This window comes from Pseudomonas sp. LBUM1644 (assembly GCF_059716195.1).
The window spans coordinates 4,996,648-5,012,905 of the sequence record NZ_CP166812.1; the positions used below are offsets into that span (position 1 = coordinate 4,996,648).

The 16,258-nt window shown below is 57.0% G+C and carries 19 protein-coding genes; 2 read left to right on the top strand and 17 right to left on the bottom strand.

The features are described 5' to 3' along the window. Nucleotides 1–155 precede the first annotated feature (155 nt). The 15 genes from ybgF to ACA052_RS22940 all read right to left on the bottom strand — a co-directional run bounded on the left by ybgF (nt 156) and on the right by ACA052_RS22940 (nt 12,311). Nucleotides 156–1,016, bottom strand: a complete 861-nt coding sequence (gene ybgF, locus ACA052_RS22870) for a tol-pal system protein YbgF (RefSeq protein ID WP_497646909.1) — start codon at nt 1,014–1,016, stop codon at nt 156–158. Between the two features lie 6 nt (nt 1,017–1,022). Further along, nucleotides 1,023–1,520 carry a peptidoglycan-associated lipoprotein Pal gene (gene pal, locus ACA052_RS22875; RefSeq protein ID WP_003178634.1) on the bottom strand — a complete coding sequence of 166 codons (498 nt, stop codon included), beginning with the start codon at nt 1,518–1,520 and terminating at the stop codon, nt 1,023–1,025. Nucleotides 1,521–1,572: 52 nt separating this feature from the next. Then, the gene (gene tolB, locus ACA052_RS22880) at nt 1,573–2,874 is read right to left on the bottom strand and encodes a Tol-Pal system beta propeller repeat protein TolB (protein ID WP_497646910.1); all 1,302 of its coding nucleotides are present in this window, start codon (nt 2,872–2,874) and stop codon (nt 1,573–1,575) included. Next, entirely contained in the window at nt 2,871–3,950 is a 1,080-nt protein-coding gene (gene tolA, locus ACA052_RS22885) for a cell envelope integrity protein TolA (protein WP_497646911.1), read from the bottom strand. Before tolA ends, tolB begins: the two co-directional genes overlap by 4 nt. Then, nucleotides 3,950–4,402: a protein TolR gene (tolR, locus tag ACA052_RS22890; protein ID WP_172681793.1), complete on the bottom strand. Its 453-nt coding sequence runs from the start codon at nt 4,400–4,402 to the stop codon at nt 3,950–3,952. The genes tolA and tolR overlap by 1 nt, the downstream gene beginning before the upstream one ends. Before the next feature lie 23 nt (nt 4,403–4,425). Next, nucleotides 4,426–5,121 (bottom strand): protein TolQ, encoded by a 696-nt coding sequence (tolQ, locus tag ACA052_RS22895; RefSeq protein WP_497646912.1) that lies wholly within the window; start codon nt 5,119–5,121, stop codon nt 4,426–4,428. Next, nucleotides 5,111–5,578: a tol-pal system-associated acyl-CoA thioesterase gene (ybgC, locus tag ACA052_RS22900; protein ID WP_149657887.1), complete on the bottom strand. Its 468-nt coding sequence runs from the start codon at nt 5,576–5,578 to the stop codon at nt 5,111–5,113. The genes tolQ and ybgC overlap by 11 nt, the downstream gene beginning before the upstream one ends. A gap of 127 nt (nt 5,579–5,705) precedes the next feature. Next, nucleotides 5,706–6,767 (bottom strand): Holliday junction branch migration DNA helicase RuvB, encoded by a 1,062-nt coding sequence (ruvB, locus tag ACA052_RS22905; RefSeq protein ID WP_219095501.1) that lies wholly within the window; start codon nt 6,765–6,767, stop codon nt 5,706–5,708. Continuing rightward, complete coding sequence (gene ruvA, locus ACA052_RS22910) at nt 6,768–7,385, bottom strand: Holliday junction branch migration protein RuvA (RefSeq protein ID WP_497646913.1); 618 nt, start codon at nt 7,383–7,385, stop codon at nt 6,768–6,770. A gap of 116 nt (nt 7,386–7,501) precedes the next feature. Beyond that, nucleotides 7,502–8,026, bottom strand: coding sequence for a crossover junction endodeoxyribonuclease RuvC (ruvC, locus tag ACA052_RS22915; RefSeq protein ID WP_019693260.1), 525 nt, complete (start codon nt 8,024–8,026; stop codon nt 7,502–7,504). Nucleotides 8,027–8,156: 130 nt separating this feature from the next. Continuing rightward, nucleotides 8,157–8,903 (bottom strand): YebC/PmpR family DNA-binding transcriptional regulator, encoded by a 747-nt coding sequence (locus tag ACA052_RS22920; RefSeq protein WP_056741401.1) that lies wholly within the window; start codon nt 8,901–8,903, stop codon nt 8,157–8,159. Nucleotides 8,904–9,023: 120 nt separating this feature from the next. Next, complete coding sequence (aspS, locus tag ACA052_RS22925) at nt 9,024–10,799, bottom strand: aspartate--tRNA ligase (protein WP_497646914.1); 1,776 nt, start codon at nt 10,797–10,799, stop codon at nt 9,024–9,026. Between the two features lie 122 nt (nt 10,800–10,921). Then, nucleotides 10,922–11,143 (bottom strand): FmdB family zinc ribbon protein, encoded by a 222-nt coding sequence (locus ACA052_RS22930; RefSeq protein ID WP_010457489.1) that lies wholly within the window; start codon nt 11,141–11,143, stop codon nt 10,922–10,924. 136 nt (nt 11,144–11,279) lie between these two features. Then, entirely contained in the window at nt 11,280–11,618 is a 339-nt protein-coding gene (locus ACA052_RS22935; protein WP_497646915.1) for a ribbon-helix-helix domain-containing protein, read from the bottom strand. A gap of 222 nt (nt 11,619–11,840) precedes the next feature. After that, nucleotides 11,841–12,311: a Dps family protein gene (locus ACA052_RS22940; RefSeq protein WP_497646916.1), complete on the bottom strand. Its 471-nt coding sequence runs from the start codon at nt 12,309–12,311 to the stop codon at nt 11,841–11,843. A 307-nt stretch (nt 12,312–12,618) separates the two neighbouring features. On the opposite strand from ACA052_RS22940, the gene ACA052_RS22945 reads away from it, so the two are divergent. Further along, on the top strand, nt 12,619–13,221 hold the full coding sequence (locus tag ACA052_RS22945; RefSeq protein ID WP_497646917.1) for a cold-shock protein: 603 nt from the start codon (nt 12,619–12,621) through the stop codon (nt 13,219–13,221). Between the two features lie 74 nt (nt 13,222–13,295). On the opposite strand, the gene ACA052_RS22950 is transcribed toward ACA052_RS22945, so the two are convergent. Both ACA052_RS22950 and ACA052_RS22955 read right to left on the bottom strand, forming a co-directional pair. Further along, nucleotides 13,296–13,502, bottom strand: a complete 207-nt coding sequence (locus ACA052_RS22950; RefSeq protein WP_008029236.1) for a SlyX family protein — start codon at nt 13,500–13,502, stop codon at nt 13,296–13,298. A gap of 3 nt (nt 13,503–13,505) precedes the next feature. Further along, on the bottom strand, nt 13,506–13,931 hold the full coding sequence (locus ACA052_RS22955; RefSeq protein ID WP_497646918.1) for an HIT domain-containing protein: 426 nt from the start codon (nt 13,929–13,931) through the stop codon (nt 13,506–13,508). Nucleotides 13,932–14,826: 895 nt separating this feature from the next. Between ACA052_RS22955 and ACA052_RS22960 the strand changes: the two genes are divergently transcribed. Further along, a complete protein-coding gene (locus ACA052_RS22960) occupies nt 14,827–16,188 on the top strand; it encodes an OprD family porin (protein WP_497646919.1) in 1,362 nt (453 codons plus the stop codon). Nucleotides 16,189–16,258: the final 70 nt, after the last annotated feature.

Consider the following 16,258-nt stretch of genomic DNA (forward strand, 5'->3'; position numbering starts at 1 on the left):
GCATAACAGCTAAACAGGCTGTCCGCCTCCGTCAGGCACTTCAAGGAACCCCGCCAACGCGCAGATCCCAAAAAGCGTGTTTCATAAAAAGGGCGTGAATTCTAACGAAAAAACCCGCAACAAGTGCGGGTTTCTTCAAAACGAGCCAATCAGGCTTACATGCGCTGCAGATCGCGCTGAGCCAGCTGAGCGGCAGAAGTGCCCGGATATTGCGACACTACCTGCTGCAGAATGCCTTTGACCTTGTCGGGATGACCGAGGCGGCGCTCTACATCTGCGAGCTTGTACAGCGAATCAGGCACTTTTGGGTGCTTTGGGTACAGCTGCGAAACCTTGGCAAATGCTTGACCTGCACCTTGCAGATCGCCTTTGGCCAGATTGACTTCGCCCAACCAGTACTGGGCATTGCCCGCGTATTGGCTGCTCGGGTATTTGCGCAGGAACGCGGTGAAAGCCTGGCTGGCCTTGTCGAAATCCTTGGCCTTGATCAGGTCGAAGGCTGCATCGTAATACAGTTTTTCCTTCGCCGGATCAGCCGGATCAGCCGGCTCGCTACCCGCGGCAGGCGCTTTTGTTGAAGTGGCAGCGGCTGCCGCTCCTGCACTTGCGCCTGCTGCTGCACCGGGGGCATTCAAATCGCCACCGGTGGAAGAATTTTCAGGAGTCGCGGCTGGTGCAACGCCGGATCCAATGCGCCGATCAAGATCCTGGTATCGCTCCAGGTTTTCCTGCTTCATGCGCGCTACATCATTTTGCAGAACTTCGATGATGCCTTGTTGGCGCGAGATCTGCTCCTGCATGGATTGCAGTTGGTTGAACAGCTCGCCCTGTGCCGAGACAGGGGCCGAAACCCCTCCCCCGGCATAGGCGCCGTTCGTACCGTAACCCGCAGGCGGATAACTGCTCCCGCTATTGTTATAGCCGGAGTCATTATCGACCACAGGAACCGCAGCCCACACCGCAAGCGGTGCGAGACTGAGAGCCAGAACAGTTACAGCACGACGGCACGTTCGCATGACGAATTACTTACGCAGTTCGACGCGACGGTTTTGAGCCCAGGACTGCTCGTCGTTGCCGGTAGCAACTGGACGCTCTTCGCCGTAGGAAACCAGTTCCAGCTGAGCTGGGGAAACACCTTGCAGTACCAGGTAGCGCTGAACGGCTTTCGCACGACGCTCGCCCAGTGCCATGTTGTACTCACGAGTACCACGTTCGTCGGTGTTGCCTTCCAGAACAACGCGAGCGCCGTTTGCTTTCAGGTCTTTGGCGTGAACGTCCAGAGCGCGCATGGCTTCTGGCTTCAGGTCCGAGCTGTCGTATTCGAAGTAGAAGGTGGTGATTGCGCGCAGAGCAGCTTCTTCGCTCAGGGAACCGTCAACGGCACCAGTGTTTGCGCCGTAACCAGCGTTTGGATCAACAGCGCCTTCACCGGCGTTGTCGCCGCCTTTGGACGAGCAACCTACAGCTACAGCCATGGCCAGAGCCAGCGCAGCAAATTTACCAAACTTCAGCATTTCCATCGTGAAACTCCTAATGAACCCCAGTGTGTTAAGTACAACGTGTAGCGCCGCGTCAGTTCAGGTAAGGGGACCAGGAAGGTTCTCTGACTTCGCCTTGTGCGGTAGGAAGCGGGAGCCTTACGCGTCCATTAATGGACACGAGCATCAAGACTCCCCGGCCCTGCTGGCGGGTGGCGTAGATTACCATGGTGCCGTTGGGCGCAACAGTAGGCGACTCGTCCAGAGTGCTATCAGTGAGGATTTTTACGCTTCCGCGCTGCAAATCCTGGGCCGCCACCTTGAAATTAGTGAAGCCATCCTGGCGGTGAATCATCACCAGGGTCTTTTCATCAGCCGAAAGCTTGGGGTTGGCGTTGTAGTTACCAATGAAGGTCACACGCTCCGCACCGCCGCCGCTGACGCTGGTTTTGTAGATCTGTGGCTTGCCGCCACGGTCGGACGTGAAGTAGATGGTCGAACCATCCTTGCCCCAGAACGGTTCGGTGTTGATGCCGGGACCGTTGGTAACGCGTGAAATCTGACGCGAACCCAGGTTCATCACATAGATGTCCGGGTTGCCGTCTTTCGACAGAACGAACGCCAGGCGATTGCCATCCGGCGACCAGGCTGGCGCGCCATTCAGGCCTTCGAAGTTGGTGATCTGCTCACGACGACCCGTGTCGATGTTCTGCATGAAGATACGTGGGCGCTTCTGCTCGAACGAGACATAAGCGATGCGCTTGCCATCCGGTGCGAAACGCGGCGACAGGATCGGCTCGCGCGATTGCAGCAGAGTCACCGCGCGGGCACCGTCATAGTCCGAACGTTGCAGCGTGTAGCGCGTGTTCTTCTCGGAGAAACGCTCGGCCGTCACGTACAGCAGGCGTGTCGAGAACGCACCTTTGATGCCGGTGAGTTTTTCGAACGACTGGTCGGAGATGTAGTGCGCCATGTCGCGCAGTTGGTCGACGCTGCCCGAGACGCTGCCGGTCAGCACTTGCTGCTCGGTAGCGACGTTGAACAGAGCGTACTGGACCTGCAGGCGACCGCCCGCCGGAACAATGCTGCCGACCATGATGTACTGCGCGCCAACAGCCTTCCAGTCACGGAAAATGATTTCGCTGGCCTGGCTCGGCTGGCTGATCATGTTCTGCTTTGGAATCGGCGAGTAGTAGCCCGAGTTGCGCAGGTCATTGCCGATAATTTCGGCCATGTCATCCGGCAGGACAGTGCCGCCCTGGAAACCGAACGGCACTACCGCGATCGGGGTTGCCCGGTCACTGCCACTGGTGACCAGAATGTTTTTTTCATCCGCCGCCGCTATTCCTGCCAGGCAGCAAATAACGACAAGCATTCCTCGAAGAAGGTTTCTCACAAGGCTAGATCCTCAGGTGTGAATGTCATCTTGAATGAACGATACGGAGCGAAATCGCTCGGCTTCATTCCCTGCATTTCTGTCAAACGTCCAATATTCTTGACCGCCGCTACAGTCGAAGCGTCAAACGGTCCATCGCCACTGGACTTGATCACGCTGACCGAAGTCACCGTACCGTCCGGCAACATGCCGATTTGCAGCACGACCGTCATGCCTTTGCGTGCCGAAGGAGGACGAGCCCAACCTTCCGCTGCACGAGCACGAATCAAATCATCGAAACTGCCGGCGACTTCGTCACCCTGCTCATCCGCCAAGGCCTGCTGGCGCTGCGGCGTGTCGGAAAGCAAATCTGCCAGGGCCTGGGCCTTTTTATCTTCGGTAGATTTACGTGCCGCATCCTGCGATTTCTTCTTCGCAGCATCGGCAGCAGCTTTCTTCTTCGCGTCTTCGGCGACTTTCTTCTTCGCCTCTTCAGCTTCAGCTTTCTTCTTGGCGTCTTCCGCGGCTTTCTTCTTCGCGTCTTCGACGATCTTTTTCTTCGCTTCTTCAGCGGCCGCTTTCTTGGCCTCTTCTTCAGCGGCTTTCTTGGCTTCTTCTTCAGATTTCTTCTTGGCTATATCAGCCAATTGTTTCTCTTCTGCCTTCTTGGCTTCGGCGGTCTTCTTCGCTTCATCGGCTTTCTTGGCTTCATCAGCCTTTTTCGCCTCATCCGCTTTCTTCGACTCGTCGGCCTTCTTGGCTTCCTCGGCCTTTTGAGCCGCTTCTTCTTTCTTTTGTTCCGCAGCCTTCACCGCTTCCTGCTCGACCTTTTTCTGTTCCATCTGTTCGACTTCGGTCTGACGCGCAGCAGATTTCTGCGCCTCACCCGCAATCTTCTGATTGGTCTGGGTGGTCGCCCGACTTTTCGACTTCAGCTGGTACAAGGTCGCCTGGACAATCGGTTTGGCTGGCGGCAGCTCAGGCGTGAAGGCGAAACTGACGAACAGCATGCCGAATACCAGCACGTGCAAGACGATCGCCAGGACACTGGGCCAGAAGTAGCTTTCCGAGGCGGACGGCTCTCGCATTTGCTGCATCAGGGTGCCTCGGTAATCAAGCCAACATTACCGACCCCGGCTTTCTGCAATCCGCCCATGGCGCCCATGACGGCACCGTAATCGACGGTCTTGTCGCCGCGAATGAAGACCTGGGTGTGCTTGCCGCCTTCGTTGCCGGCGCGAATGATTTTGGTCACCGCATCGGTCATTTGCGGCAAGGTCATGGCCTTGTCCTGCTGCTTTTCGGTGTCGACTTCGCTGCCAAGGTTCCAGTAATAGGTCTTGTCAGCCTTGATCGAAATGGTCAGAACCTGGGTGTTGTTGTCCTGCGGCAAGGCTTCGCTGGAAACCTTGGGCAAATCAACCTTCACGCCCTGATTGAGCATCGGAGCAGTCACCATGAAGATGACCAGCAGTACCAGCATCACGTCGATGTAAGGCACCACGTTCATCTCGGCAACCGGCTTGCGCTTTTTGCGAGCTCGAGCGATTAAAGCCATTGGTAATTACCTGCTTATTCTTCGCTGGTGTGCACTTTACGGTGCAGGATCGCCTGGAATTCATCGGCGAAGGTGTAGTAACGGCTGATCAGCGTTTCGCTGCGGGCAGCAAAGCGGTTGTAAGCGATAACGGCCGGGATGGCGGCGAACAGGCCGATCGCGGTAGCAATCAGCGCTTCGGCGATGCCGGGTGCCACAGTGGCCAGGGTCGCTTGCTGGGCAGTAGCCAGGCCACGGAAGGAGTTCATGATGCCCCAGACCGTACCGAACAGACCGATGTACGGGCTGACGGAACCGACGGTGGCGAGGAACGGCAGGCTCTGTTCGAGCTTTTCTTCTTCGCGGGAAATCGCGACACGCATGGCACGGGCCACGCCTTCCATGACCGCTTCAGGATCAACGCCAGGCTGCTGACGCAGGCGGGAGAATTCCTTGAAGCCCGCGCGGAAGATCTGCTCGACGCCCGAATCCGGATCAGGGTTGCTGCCGGCCTGGCGGTAGAGTTTGGACAGGTCGATACCCGACCAGAAGCGCTCTTCAAAGCTCTCCAGGGCACGTCGACCGGCGCGCAGCAGGTTGCTGCGCTGAAAGATCATGATCCATGAGGTCACCGATGCGGCTACCAGAATCAGCATTACCAACTGCACCACGACGCTGGCATTGCTGACCAGGCTCCACATGGAGGAATGGTCGACGACGTTAGCTTCCACGCTTTATCTCCTGCTTTGAGTGTGTACCCGCGCCGCTCACGTCGGCAAAGGCCGCACGTAGAGCTTCGGGAATGGCCCGGGGTTTCAAACTGTTAGTGCGCACACAGGCCACCAAAAACTGCCCTTCGCAGAGCAGCACATTATCCGTAGCCCGCCTGACCTGCTGTTTAAAGCGCAGGCTGACACGGTTCAATTCGATTACTTCAGCGCTTACCAGAAGCTCGTCGTCCAGTCGCGCCGGCGCGTGGTAACGCGCTTCGCTGGAATGCACGACGAACAACAGGTCTTCCCCTGCCAGCTGGGATTGGGCAAAGCCCAGCTCCCGGAGCCGCTCGGTTCGAGCCCGTTCCATAAACTTGAGGTAATTAACGTAATACACGATGCCGCCCGCATCGGTGTCCTCGTAATAAACGCGACAACGATGTGCGAAAGGCTCAAGCCCGTTTTGCGCGCGCATACTCTAGTGCTTACTCCTCGGGTTGCCAATCCGGCCAGGCAACTGTTTTTCATTGTTCTGCGGCTTTCTTGCAAAAGTACGGTCCTAGGACAGCACAATGCCCGAAAATTCAGCGCGCAAAAGTTAATTAATCGTCCACGGCATCGAGGAACTCGTCTACCACAGGCATCTCGCCCATTCGTGACGGAATGTTTAATCCGAAATGCAGGTACGCATGACGAGTGACCACCCGCCCCCGGGGTGTGCGCATGATGTAGCCCTGCTGGATCAGGTACGGCTCCAGCACGTCTTCAATGGTGTGACGCTCTTCACTGATCGCGGCCGCCAGGCTGTCGACGCCGACCGGCCCACCGTCGAATTTCTCGATCATGGTCAACAGCAGACGTCGGTCCTGGTGGTCGAAGCCACGCTCATCGACATCCAGCAGATTCAAGGCAAGATCGGCAATCGGCTTGGTGATGTGACCCTTGGCGCGAACTTCGGCAAAATCGCGCACCCGGCGCAGCAGCCGGTTGGCGATACGCGGCGTGCCACGGGCCCGACGGGCGATTTCGAAGGCGCCTTCCGGGTCCAGCGGCAAGCCGAGAATGTTTGCCGAACGGCTGACAATCGTCGCCAAATCAGCGGTGTTATAGAACTCAAGACGCTGCACGATACCGAAACGGTCACGCAACGGATTGGTCAGCATGCCGGCACGCGTCGTGGCGCCGACCAGGGTGAACGGCGGCAGATCGAGCTTGATTGAACGCGCCGCCGGCCCTTCGCCGATCATGATGTCGAGCTGGAAATCCTCCATGGCCGGGTACAGCACTTCTTCGACGATCGGCGACAGCCGATGAATTTCGTCGATGAACAACACGTCGTGCGGCTCAAGGTTGGTCAGCAGCGCCGCGAGATCACCCGGGCGCTCAAGTACCGGCCCGGAAGTACTCTTTATCGACACGCCCATTTCCTGGGCAATGATATTCGCCAGCGTGGTCTTACCCAGGCCTGGCGGGCCGAAAATCAGGGTGTGGTCCAGGGATTCGTTACGCCCACGGGCAGCCTGGATAAACAGCTCCATTTGCTCGCGAACGGTCGGCTGGCCGATGTATTCGGCCAGGCTGACAGGACGAATCGCGCGATCCTGGACTTCCTCGCGGTCGCGAGGGCCCGGCGTGGCGGCAATCAGACGATCAGCTTCAATCACTTAGATCATTCCCTTCAGGGCACGGCGAATCATGTCTTCACTGCTCAAACCTTTCTCCTTGATCGCGGAAATCGCCTTGCTGGCTTCCTGCGGTTTGTAGCCCAGGGAAATCAGCGCGCTGACCGCATCATTTTCGGCGGTGGCCACCGGGGCCGGCGCATCCAGGCCTCCCGGCTGGTTAGGCACCAGGGCGAACATCGCCGGTACGGTTTCCCAGGCCTTGAAGCGATCCTTGAGTTCCACCAGCAAACGCTCGGCGGTCTTCTTGCCCACGCCCGGCACCTTGGTCAGCGCCGAGGTGTCCTGGGACTGCACGCAACGGACCAACTCATCGACTTCCAGGCTCGACATCAACGCCAGCGCCAGTTTCGGACCTACACCATTGAGACGGATCAATTCGCGAAAAAAGTCTCGCTCCCGCTTGCCGAAGAAGCCATAGAGTAACTGCGCGTCTTCGCGTACGACCAAATGGGTGTGCAGCGTCAGCGGTTCACCGACCGACGGCAAGCGATATAGCGTGGTCATGGGCACTTCCAGCTCATACCCCAGTCCATTTACATCAAGAATCAGGTGCGGCGGCTGTTTTTCAGCCAGTGTGCCGCGCAAGCGTCCAATCACGTTTCAAATCCTTGAGCGTTGGCCAGTTCAATGGCTAGCGACTGACAGAGCGAGGGTTTTGCGCCGGCAACACAGGCGCAAAGTCCTCATTCCATAAAAAATGATTGCTGATGCTATCAGAGACGCAGGCGCCCGCCACGACTGCGTGCCGTGCCCAGGCCATGCGGTAACAGACTGGAACGGGTGTGAGCATGGCAAATGGCGATGGCCAGGGCGTCCGAGGCATCGATTTGCGGCTTGCTGGTCAACTTCAGCATGTGCATGACCATCATTTGCACTTGCTCTTTATTCGCCGCGCCGGTGCCGGTTACGGCCTGTTTAACTTGGGTTGCGGTGTATTCGGCGATTTCCAGATTTTCTTCGGCGCCGGCCACGATGGCCGCGCCACGGGCCTGGCCGAGTTTCAGCGCTGAGTCGGCGTTGCGCGCCATAAACACCTTTTCGATGCCCATGGTGACCGGGCCGTAGGTCTGGATGACTTCACGCACGCCGCGATAGACGATTTGCAGGCGTTCGTGCAACTCGCCGGAACCGGTGCGAATACAGCCAGATGCCACGTAGACGCAGCCACGCCCGGTATCGCGTACCACGCCATAACCGGTAATGCGCGAACCGGGGTCGATACCAAGGATTAAAGTCATAACGCCTGCGGGGGTTTACTGCGATATCAGAGGTTAACTGTAGGAGCTGCCGAAGGCTGCGATCTTTTGATGTTGATTTTAAAAATCAAAAGATCGCAGCCTGCGGCAGCTCCTACACAGGAGGCTGCGGTCAACCGAGCTGGGCGGCGACCGATTCGGGAATGTCGGCGTTGGAATAAACGTTCTGCACGTCATCCAGGTCCTCGAGCATGTCGATCAGCTTGAGTACCTTCTCGGCGCCTTCCAGATCCAGCTCGGCGCTGGTGGTCGGCAACATGACGATCTCCGCGTCATCACCTTTGAAACCCGCGGCTTCCAATGCGTTACGCACCGAGTAGAAGCCGGCAAACGAGGTGAACACGTCGATCGATCCGTCTTCGTGGGTCACCACGTCATCGGCATCGGCTTCCATGGCCGCCTCCATCAGCGCGTCTTCATCGACGCCCGGCGCGAAGGAAATCTGCCCCTTGCGCTCGAACAAATAAGCCACCGAACCGTCAGTACCGAGGTTGCCGCCGCACTTGCTGAACGCGTGGCGGACAGCGGCTGCAGTGCGGTTGCGGTTGTCGGTCATGCACTCGACCATCACCGCCACGCCGCCCGGGCCGTAACCTTCGTAACTCAGCTCGACCATGTCGTCGGTATCGGCAGCACCGGCACCGCGTGCCACCGCGCGATCGATGATGTCGCGGCTCATGTTTGCACCAAGGGCCTTGTCCAGCGCCAGGCGCAGGCGCGGGTTGGAACCCGGATCACCGCCACCCTGACGGGCAGCAACGGTCAGTTCACGAATCCACTTGGTGAAAATCTTGCCCTTCTTGGCATCCTGACGTTCTTTGCGGTGCTTGATGTTCGCCCACTTGGAATGACCCGCCATATCTCGCTCCGAATTCTCTTTGAAACATTGCCCGCCACACACAGGGTGCCGGCCAGCAAGCAAAAAATCTCGACCTAAAGAAAAGGCGCATCCCATAAGGATGCGCCTTTGCGGTCAGCCTTACTCAGCCTTTGGCGTTTCGCGCAGACGGATGTGCAGCTCGCGCAGTGCCTTGGCGTCCACCTGCCCCGGTGCCTGAGTCATGACGTCCGCCGCGCTCTGGGTTTTCGGGAAGGCGATCACTTCACGGATCGACTGGGCGCCGGTCATCAGCATCACCAGACGGTCCAGGCCGAAGGCCAGGCCACCGTGCGGCGGTGCACCGTACTTCAGGGCGTCGAGCAGGAAGCCGAACTTCTCTTCCTGTTCGGCCTCATTGATACCCAGCAGGCGGAATACGGTCTGCTGCATTTCCTTGCGGTGGATACGGATCGAACCGCCACCCAGCTCAGTGCCGTTCAGGACCATGTCGTAGGCACGGGACAGAGCGGTCGCCGGGTTGGCTTCCAGCTCTTGCGGGGTGCACTTCGGCGCGGTGAACGGGTGGTGCAAGGCGCTGAAGCTGCCGTCGTCGTTTTCTTCGAACATCGGGAAGTCGACGACCCACATTGGCGCCCACTTGCAGGTCAGCAGGTCCAGGTCGTTACCGACCTTGATCCGCAGCGCGCCCAGGGCTTCGCTGACGATCTTGGCTTTATCGGCGCCAAAGAACACGATGTCGCCATCGACTGCACCAACGCGATCAAGGATCACGTTGAGGTTGGCCTCAGGGATATTTTTGACGATAGGCGATTGCAGCCCCTCGACGCCCTTCGCGCGCTCGTTGACCTTGATGTACGCCAGGCCCTTGGCACCGTAGATGCCGACGAACTTGGTGTAGTCGTCGATCTGCTTGCGCGGCATGCTTGCCGCGCCTGGAACGCGCAAGGCGGCGATGCGGCATTTCGGATCATTGGCCGGACCGCTGAACACCTTGAAGTCGACTTCTTTCAGTTGGTCGGCAACGTCAACCAGTTCCAGCGGGTTACGCAGGTCCGGCTTGTCGGAGCCGTAACGACGCATGGCCTCTTCGAAGGTCATGTGCGGGAAATCGCCGAATTCCAGGTCCAGCACTTCCTTGAACAGGTTGCGGATCATTTGTTCGGTGATGCCCATGATCTCTTTTTCATCAAGGAAGCTGGTCTCGATGTCGATCTGGGTGAATTCCGGCTGGCGGTCGGCCCGCAGGTCTTCGTCACGGAAGCACTTGGCGATCTGGTAGTAACGGTCGAAGCCGGCCACCATCAGCAGTTGCTTGAACAGTTGCGGCGATTGCGGCAAGGCGAAGAACGAACCGGCGTGAGTACGGCTTGGCACCAGGTAGTCACGCGCACCTTCAGGGGTGGCACGGGTCAGGATCGGCGTCTCGACGTCGAGGAAGCCGTTCTCGTCCAGGAAGCGACGGATGCTGGTGGTCATGCGCGAACGCAGGCGCAGCTTCTCGGCCATTTCCGGACGACGCAGATCAAGAAAGCGATAGCGCAGGCGGGTTTCTTCGCCGACATCCGAGAACTCGTTCAGCGGGAACGGCGGGGTTTCCGATTCGTTCAGCACTTCCAGCTCATAGCCGAGGACTTCGATCATGCCCGACGCCATGTTGGCGTTGGTGGCACCGGCCGGACGCAGGCGAACCTTGCCGGTGATCTTCACGACGTATTCGCTGCGCACGCGATCGGCGGCGGCGAAGGATTCAGCGCGGTCCGGGTCGAACACCACCTGGGCCAGACCATCACGATCACGGATATCGAGGAAAATCACCCCACCGTGGTCACGGCGACGGTGAACCCAACCGCAAAGAGTAATTTCCTGGCCTTCCAGGCTTTCGTTCAGTTGGCCGCAATAATGGCTGCGCATCATGGTAGTGGTTTCACTTCTCGTAATTCGAAATTCGGTTGGAGACCTTGCGTACATCCCGCCCCTGATAAAGGTGCTGGAGGTTGCAAGCGCTCGCACGTGTCGTTCAACTCAGGTTCCAGACCCTAGTCGGCTTTGTCGCCGCCGGCCAGATTCTTCTTGGAACCGGTCTTGAAATCGGTTTCGTACCAGCCGGTGCCGCTAAGGCGGAAGCCTGGCATGGACAGCATCTTTTTCAGCTCTGGCGCCTGGCAGGCAGGGCAGTCGACCAGCGGTGCTGCGCTGATCTTTTGAATGGCTTCCAACTGATGACCACAGGAAGCACATTGATAGTCGTACATCGGCATGGGGGTTGTCTCGGCGATCAGATTGCTACCGCTTACACTGGGTTTTGCGGCAAAGAGCGGGATTATATCCATTAAATGCAGCCTGTGCAGCCGTAAGACTGCACAGGCCGACACTCTGCCCATTCCACCGCCACGGTCAGGCCATGACGGCGCAACTCCCGTCCTTCAAGCTGTGTACGACACAGACAACCCGCACCAGCCCGCTGAAATTCTTCACCCCGCCGTGGCGCAAATGCACTTCGCGGTCCACGTGGGACAGGAGCGCACTGACCGAACAGCAATTGACCTTGGCCATTTCGCCCAAAATATCCCAATACACCTGCTCAAGCCGCAAACAGGTGGCAAAACCGTTGAGTCGTACTGATCGAGACAGCGGCTGGGCCAGCCCCATATCGAATTCGCTGACAAATGGATCAATCCTTATGTCCTTGGCCGGACTGATCCTCCCTTCACTTCGCCTGTGTTCGTAATCCATATCGTTGACACTCCTTTGCCATCCTTGCCTTCTATAAGAGCAATCCTGTTGCTTATAAAACCGCAGGCGCAAAGGTATATCCAGATGACTTTATGACCATCGTCGTAGGATAAGCCAACAACTGTTGGGAGATCGCGGAGTGCGTCCTACTCCGTAAAATCTCCTACATGACCTGATGCAAAATCACTCAACAATCAGGCCACTCTACGTACAGTCGGAGGGTCACTGATCCAGTAGCGAGCGCAACATCCACGCAGTTTTCTCGTGAACCTGCATGCGCTGCGTCAGCAAATCGGCCGTGGGCTCGTCGCTGACCTTGTCGAGCAGTGGAAAGATCCCGCGCGCAGTACGCGTGACGGCTTCCTGGCCCTGGACCAGTTGCCTGATCATGTCTTCGGCAGCGGGAACGCCCTCTTCTTCCTTGATAGAAGAAAGTCGCGCATAAATGGAATAGGCCCCCGGAGCAGGAAACCCGAGCGCGCGAATTCGCTCGGCAATCAAGTCGACGGCCAGCGCCAACTCGTTATATTGCTCTTCGAACATCAGGTGCAGGGTCCGGAACATCGGGCCGGTGACATTCCAATGGAAGTTATGGGTTTTCAAATAAAGTACATAAGTGTCCGACAGCAGCCGCGACAGTCCGTCGACGATAGACTTGCGATCTTCTTCACTGATACCGATATCGATTGCCATGTGTTTCCCCTAAAGGTGATGAAATTCATCCAACAGGTGCCGCCCTACTCTAGCAAGCCCGCTACCACGTCGCAGCCCCGAATGCCCCGGCGAGCTGCGACAAATCGACCGACATACACCGCCGGACTGGCTGATTTGAGTAGCTGCAGGCTTTGCTGTTAAATAGGCAGTGTGTCGCTACTCCCTATTTTCCGGGGGCAGCGCATAGGCTGGTAGCCGGTACGTGTCCAACGCCTCTTATTGTTCTGAAGCGAACCGTGCCCTATCAGCTCTTCCTTGCGATCCGTCTTAACGTGAGTTAATCAAAATGTTGAAAATCGTCCACCTGCTAACGGGCGCAGCTGCTTTGCTGCTGTCCTTCATCCCTAGCCTGCGATCTGAAGCGGCACCGTACCTGCAACAACCCGATGCGCTTTACCTGGCCTTTTTCGGCCTCCTCAACCTCACCCTCGCTCCTGTTATCCCTTACTGGAACAAAGGCCCGCGTCATCAATTGCAAAACCTGGTCAGCGCCCTGCTGATCCTGGCTGTTGTATTGCAAATCCTGACGCTGCTCGCGCCGATGCCTGTCATCGCCGGTCAGCCTGCCGTTCTGTTCAGCCTCGTGGCAGCTCTGATCGCTGTTCTTTTGCACCTGGCCATCAGCTTCTACAAGTCTTCTCCGACCGCTAACTCGCCAAGCTATGACATGAGCAACCGCGATACTGGCACCGTCAAGTGGTTCAACACCTCGAAAGGCTTCGGCTTTATTTCCCGTGATTCCGGCGATGATATTTTCGTGCATTTTCGGGCTATTCGTGGCGAAGGCCACCGCGTCCTGGTCGAAGGCCAGCGCGTGGAATTCTCTGTCATGAATCGTGACAAGGGCCTGCAAGCCGAAGACGTGATCGCCGCACTGCCGCGACGCTGATTCAAGGCTGAAAAAAAACCGCGAGCAGCCTGGCTGTTCGCGGTTTTTTATTGCCTGCTCTTTTTACTAACCACTTAGTAATGCGGTGGTGGCGCCTCTTCTTCGAACGTTTCGAACTGGCCGGCCATTTCTTCCTGCCGCTTGAGCAATGCCGCCATTTGCAGCTGCAGACGCTCAACGGCGCGCTGCTGGGTGGCCAGCACATCACTCAATGCCTGGATGGTGTCATCCTGAAACGCCAACTGGCTCTCCAGATCGGTAACGCGTTCTTCCAGGCTCATGATTCAACCCTCCAGAAACGTGAAGTCATTGGTTAACACCGGGCGCAGCCGCTCGCGAACCTGCGCAATCTGTTCGGGAGTGTACGGTTTGGCTGGATGCTTGCCCCATACCGGGGCTGGCCAAGCGGCATCCTCGCGTTTGCGCACAATCACATGCATGTGCAACTGACTGACGACGTTACCCAAGGCCGCAGCATTCATCTTGTCGGCATCGAACAAGTCGTTGAGGATTTCCGCTAGCGCGGTCGTTTCCTGCCAGAGCAGCTGCTGATCCGCGACACCCAACTGAAATATCTCACTGATACCGTCACGGCGTGGCACCAGGATGAACCAGGGGTAGTTCGAATCATTGGACAAAAGCAACCGGCACAGTGGGAAATCCCCGATCGTTACCGTGTCTTGTTGAAGTCGTGGATCTAAAGCGAACACTGCGCGCACTCCCGCCGGGTCATCAATTTCAGCTTAGTGCCCGTATCGAGAGACGGCGCACCAAGCGACAGGACGGCAGCATACCTGCGAACGTCGCGCGCTTCATGGTGAAGTGCCTCCCCAAACAGGTCGGCGGACGCCCTGACTTGAGACATTTTCCGACGGAACGCACCACTTCTGGACCAATGCCCCCACAGAAAATGCCGAAACGACTGATAAATAACGACGCGTCCACGTCCGGCTACTGGCCCTGCTGTATGAAATCAGTACACCGATTGAAATTTTTTGCACCAAAATCGTACAGTGCGTCTACGCTGACTCCTTCGGGTATCCGCCATTTACTCACCGATGGGGTGAACCGGTAACGTTTTTGGTTGTCATGCCGTCGAACACGACGGTGCACCACACGGCAATTCATGGCGTCAAGCCCGCATAAACAGGCTTGAACCCCCCGGATTTATGAGATTTTTACAGCGACAGGCAGGTATTCAGAAAAAAAAACGCAGGAATTCTGTTTTGTGCACGCTTGTTGCATTCACACCCACATCGCCTTGCAAGCCTCCGCTGGAAGTGGAAGCCTCAAGGCAAATAAAAACAGTGGCAAGGTAGCCCGATGGAGATTCAAGCGTTTTACCAGGGACTCTTATTCACCGATGCTCAGGCCCTGGAAAACAACGCTAAAGTTGTCAGTCCGCTTGCGTCGGGGCTGTAAATTTGCGACACCTACGAAGCTGTTTGCGACACCGTCGTAAAGAAGCTGAAAGGTTAGATTCGCAAGTATCGCCAACATGGTCGGCGTGATATAAGTTTGCGCCGACACAAAAAGAAAGAGCCGCCCAGATAATAAATCAGGTGGGACGGCAGTACTCTTATAAAACCAAAGGAGCAAATCACGATGCGCGTGATGAAGTGGAGCATGATCGCACTGGCAGTTGCAGCAGCAGCCAGTACTCAATTGGCTACGGCCGCACCTTTTGTAACTGACCAGTCTGAAGCCAAAGGTCTTGTTGAAGACTCGCATTTGAACTTGCTGGTTCGTAACTACTACTTCAACCGTGACAACAAGAATGGCAACGCCGACCAGAAAGACTGGACCCAGGGCATTTGGGGCAACTTCAGCTCCGGTTACACTCAAGGTCTTATCGGCGTTGGTGTTGATGCATTCGGTTACCTGGCTATCAAGCTGGACGGTGGCGACGGCACTGGCGGTACGGGCAATATGAGCCGCGACGCCGATGGCCACGTCAACGACAGCCAGGGCAAAGCAGGCGCAGCCGCTAAGTTCCGCATTTCCAAAACCGAGCTGAAAATCGGTGACATGCAGCCAAGCACTGCTCCAGTGTTCGCTGTTGGCGGTTCCCGTATTCTTCCTCAAACTGCCAGCGGTATCCAACTGCAGAGCAGCGAAGTCAAAGACCTTGACCTCGAAGGCGGTCACTTCTACTCGTCGACCAGCCAGGACCGCAACGCCCGTGATGGTAGCCTGTGGGCAACCTACGCTGGCGTGCAAGCCAACTCCATCGACTACTTCGGTGGCAAGTACGGTATTACCGATAACCTTTCCGCATCGCTGTATGGCGCCAAGCTGGAAGATATCTGGAACCAGTACTACGCCAACCTGAACTACACCATCCCATTGGGTGGCGATCAGTCGGTTAACCTGGACGGTAACATCTACCGCACCAAAGATACTGGTGATGCCAAAGCCGGTGACATCAGCAACACCGCCTACTCTTTGGCTGCTGCTTTCTCGTTCCTGAAAGCACACACGATCACTCTTGCCTTCCAGAAGGTTAACGGCGACACCCCGTTTGACTACATCGGTGTGGGCAAGAACGATCGCGGCGGCGACTCGATCTTCCTCGCCAACTCCATCCAGTACTCTGACTTTAACGCCCCTGGCGAGAAATCTGCCCAGATTCGTTACGACCTGAAAATGGCTGAGTACGGCGTTCCAGGCCTGAGCTTCATGACCCGTTACGTGAACGGTTGGAACATCGACGGTTCCGGTGCACCTGCCAACAGCGCGTACCGTTTCAGCGATCCAACGGCGGCTAACTTCGGCCAACCATTTTACGGCGAAGACGGCAAACACCACGAAACCAACTTCGAAGCCAAGTACGTTGTTCAGACTGGCCCAGCAAAAGACCTGTCCTTCCGTATTCGTCAGGCTTGGCACACTGCTAACGCCGACGAAGGTGAAGGCGACGTGAAAGAGTTCCGTTTCATCGTCGACTACCCGCTGTCGGTTTTGTAATCGCTAGCAGTTAGTTTTGCGGTAACAAACAAAAAGGCCCATCTTCGGATGGGCCTTTTTTTGTTGCCTG

What these genes read in the sequence shown, in the direction of transcription:
- ACA052_RS22960 (WP_497646919.1), top strand. Translation starts at nt 14,827, where the DNA reads ATGCGCGTGATGAAGTGGAGCATGATCGCACTGGCAGTTGCAGCAGCA.
- tolA (WP_497646911.1), bottom strand. Translation starts at nt 3,950, where the DNA reads ATGCAGCAAATGCGAGAGCCGTCCGCCTCGGAAAGCTACTTCTGGCCC.
- ACA052_RS22950 (WP_008029236.1), bottom strand. Translation starts at nt 13,502, where the DNA reads ATGAGCCTGGAAGAACGCGTTACCGATCTGGAGAGCCAGTTGGCGTTT.
- aspS (WP_497646914.1), bottom strand. Translation starts at nt 10,799, where the DNA reads ATGATGCGCAGCCATTATTGCGGCCAACTGAACGAAAGCCTGGAAGGC.
- pal (WP_003178634.1), bottom strand. Translation starts at nt 1,520, where the DNA reads ATGGAAATGCTGAAGTTTGGTAAATTTGCTGCGCTGGCTCTGGCCATG.
- ACA052_RS22945 (WP_497646917.1), top strand. Translation starts at nt 12,619, where the DNA reads ATGTTGAAAATCGTCCACCTGCTAACGGGCGCAGCTGCTTTGCTGCTG.
- ACA052_RS22920 (WP_056741401.1), bottom strand. Translation starts at nt 8,903, where the DNA reads ATGGCGGGTCATTCCAAGTGGGCGAACATCAAGCACCGCAAAGAACGT.
- ACA052_RS22930 (WP_010457489.1), bottom strand. Translation starts at nt 11,143, where the DNA reads ATGCCGATGTACGACTATCAATGTGCTTCCTGTGGTCATCAGTTGGAA.
- ybgC (WP_149657887.1), bottom strand. Translation starts at nt 5,578, where the DNA reads ATGCGCGCGCAAAACGGGCTTGAGCCTTTCGCACATCGTTGTCGCGTT.
- ruvC (WP_019693260.1), bottom strand. Translation starts at nt 8,026, where the DNA reads ATGACTTTAATCCTTGGTATCGACCCCGGTTCGCGCATTACCGGTTAT.
- ACA052_RS22935 (WP_497646915.1), bottom strand. Translation starts at nt 11,618, where the DNA reads ATGGATTACGAACACAGGCGAAGTGAAGGGAGGATCAGTCCGGCCAAG.
- ybgF (WP_497646909.1), bottom strand. Translation starts at nt 1,016, where the DNA reads ATGCGAACGTGCCGTCGTGCTGTAACTGTTCTGGCTCTCAGTCTCGCA.
- ACA052_RS22940 (WP_497646916.1), bottom strand. Translation starts at nt 12,311, where the DNA reads ATGGCAATCGATATCGGTATCAGTGAAGAAGATCGCAAGTCTATCGTC.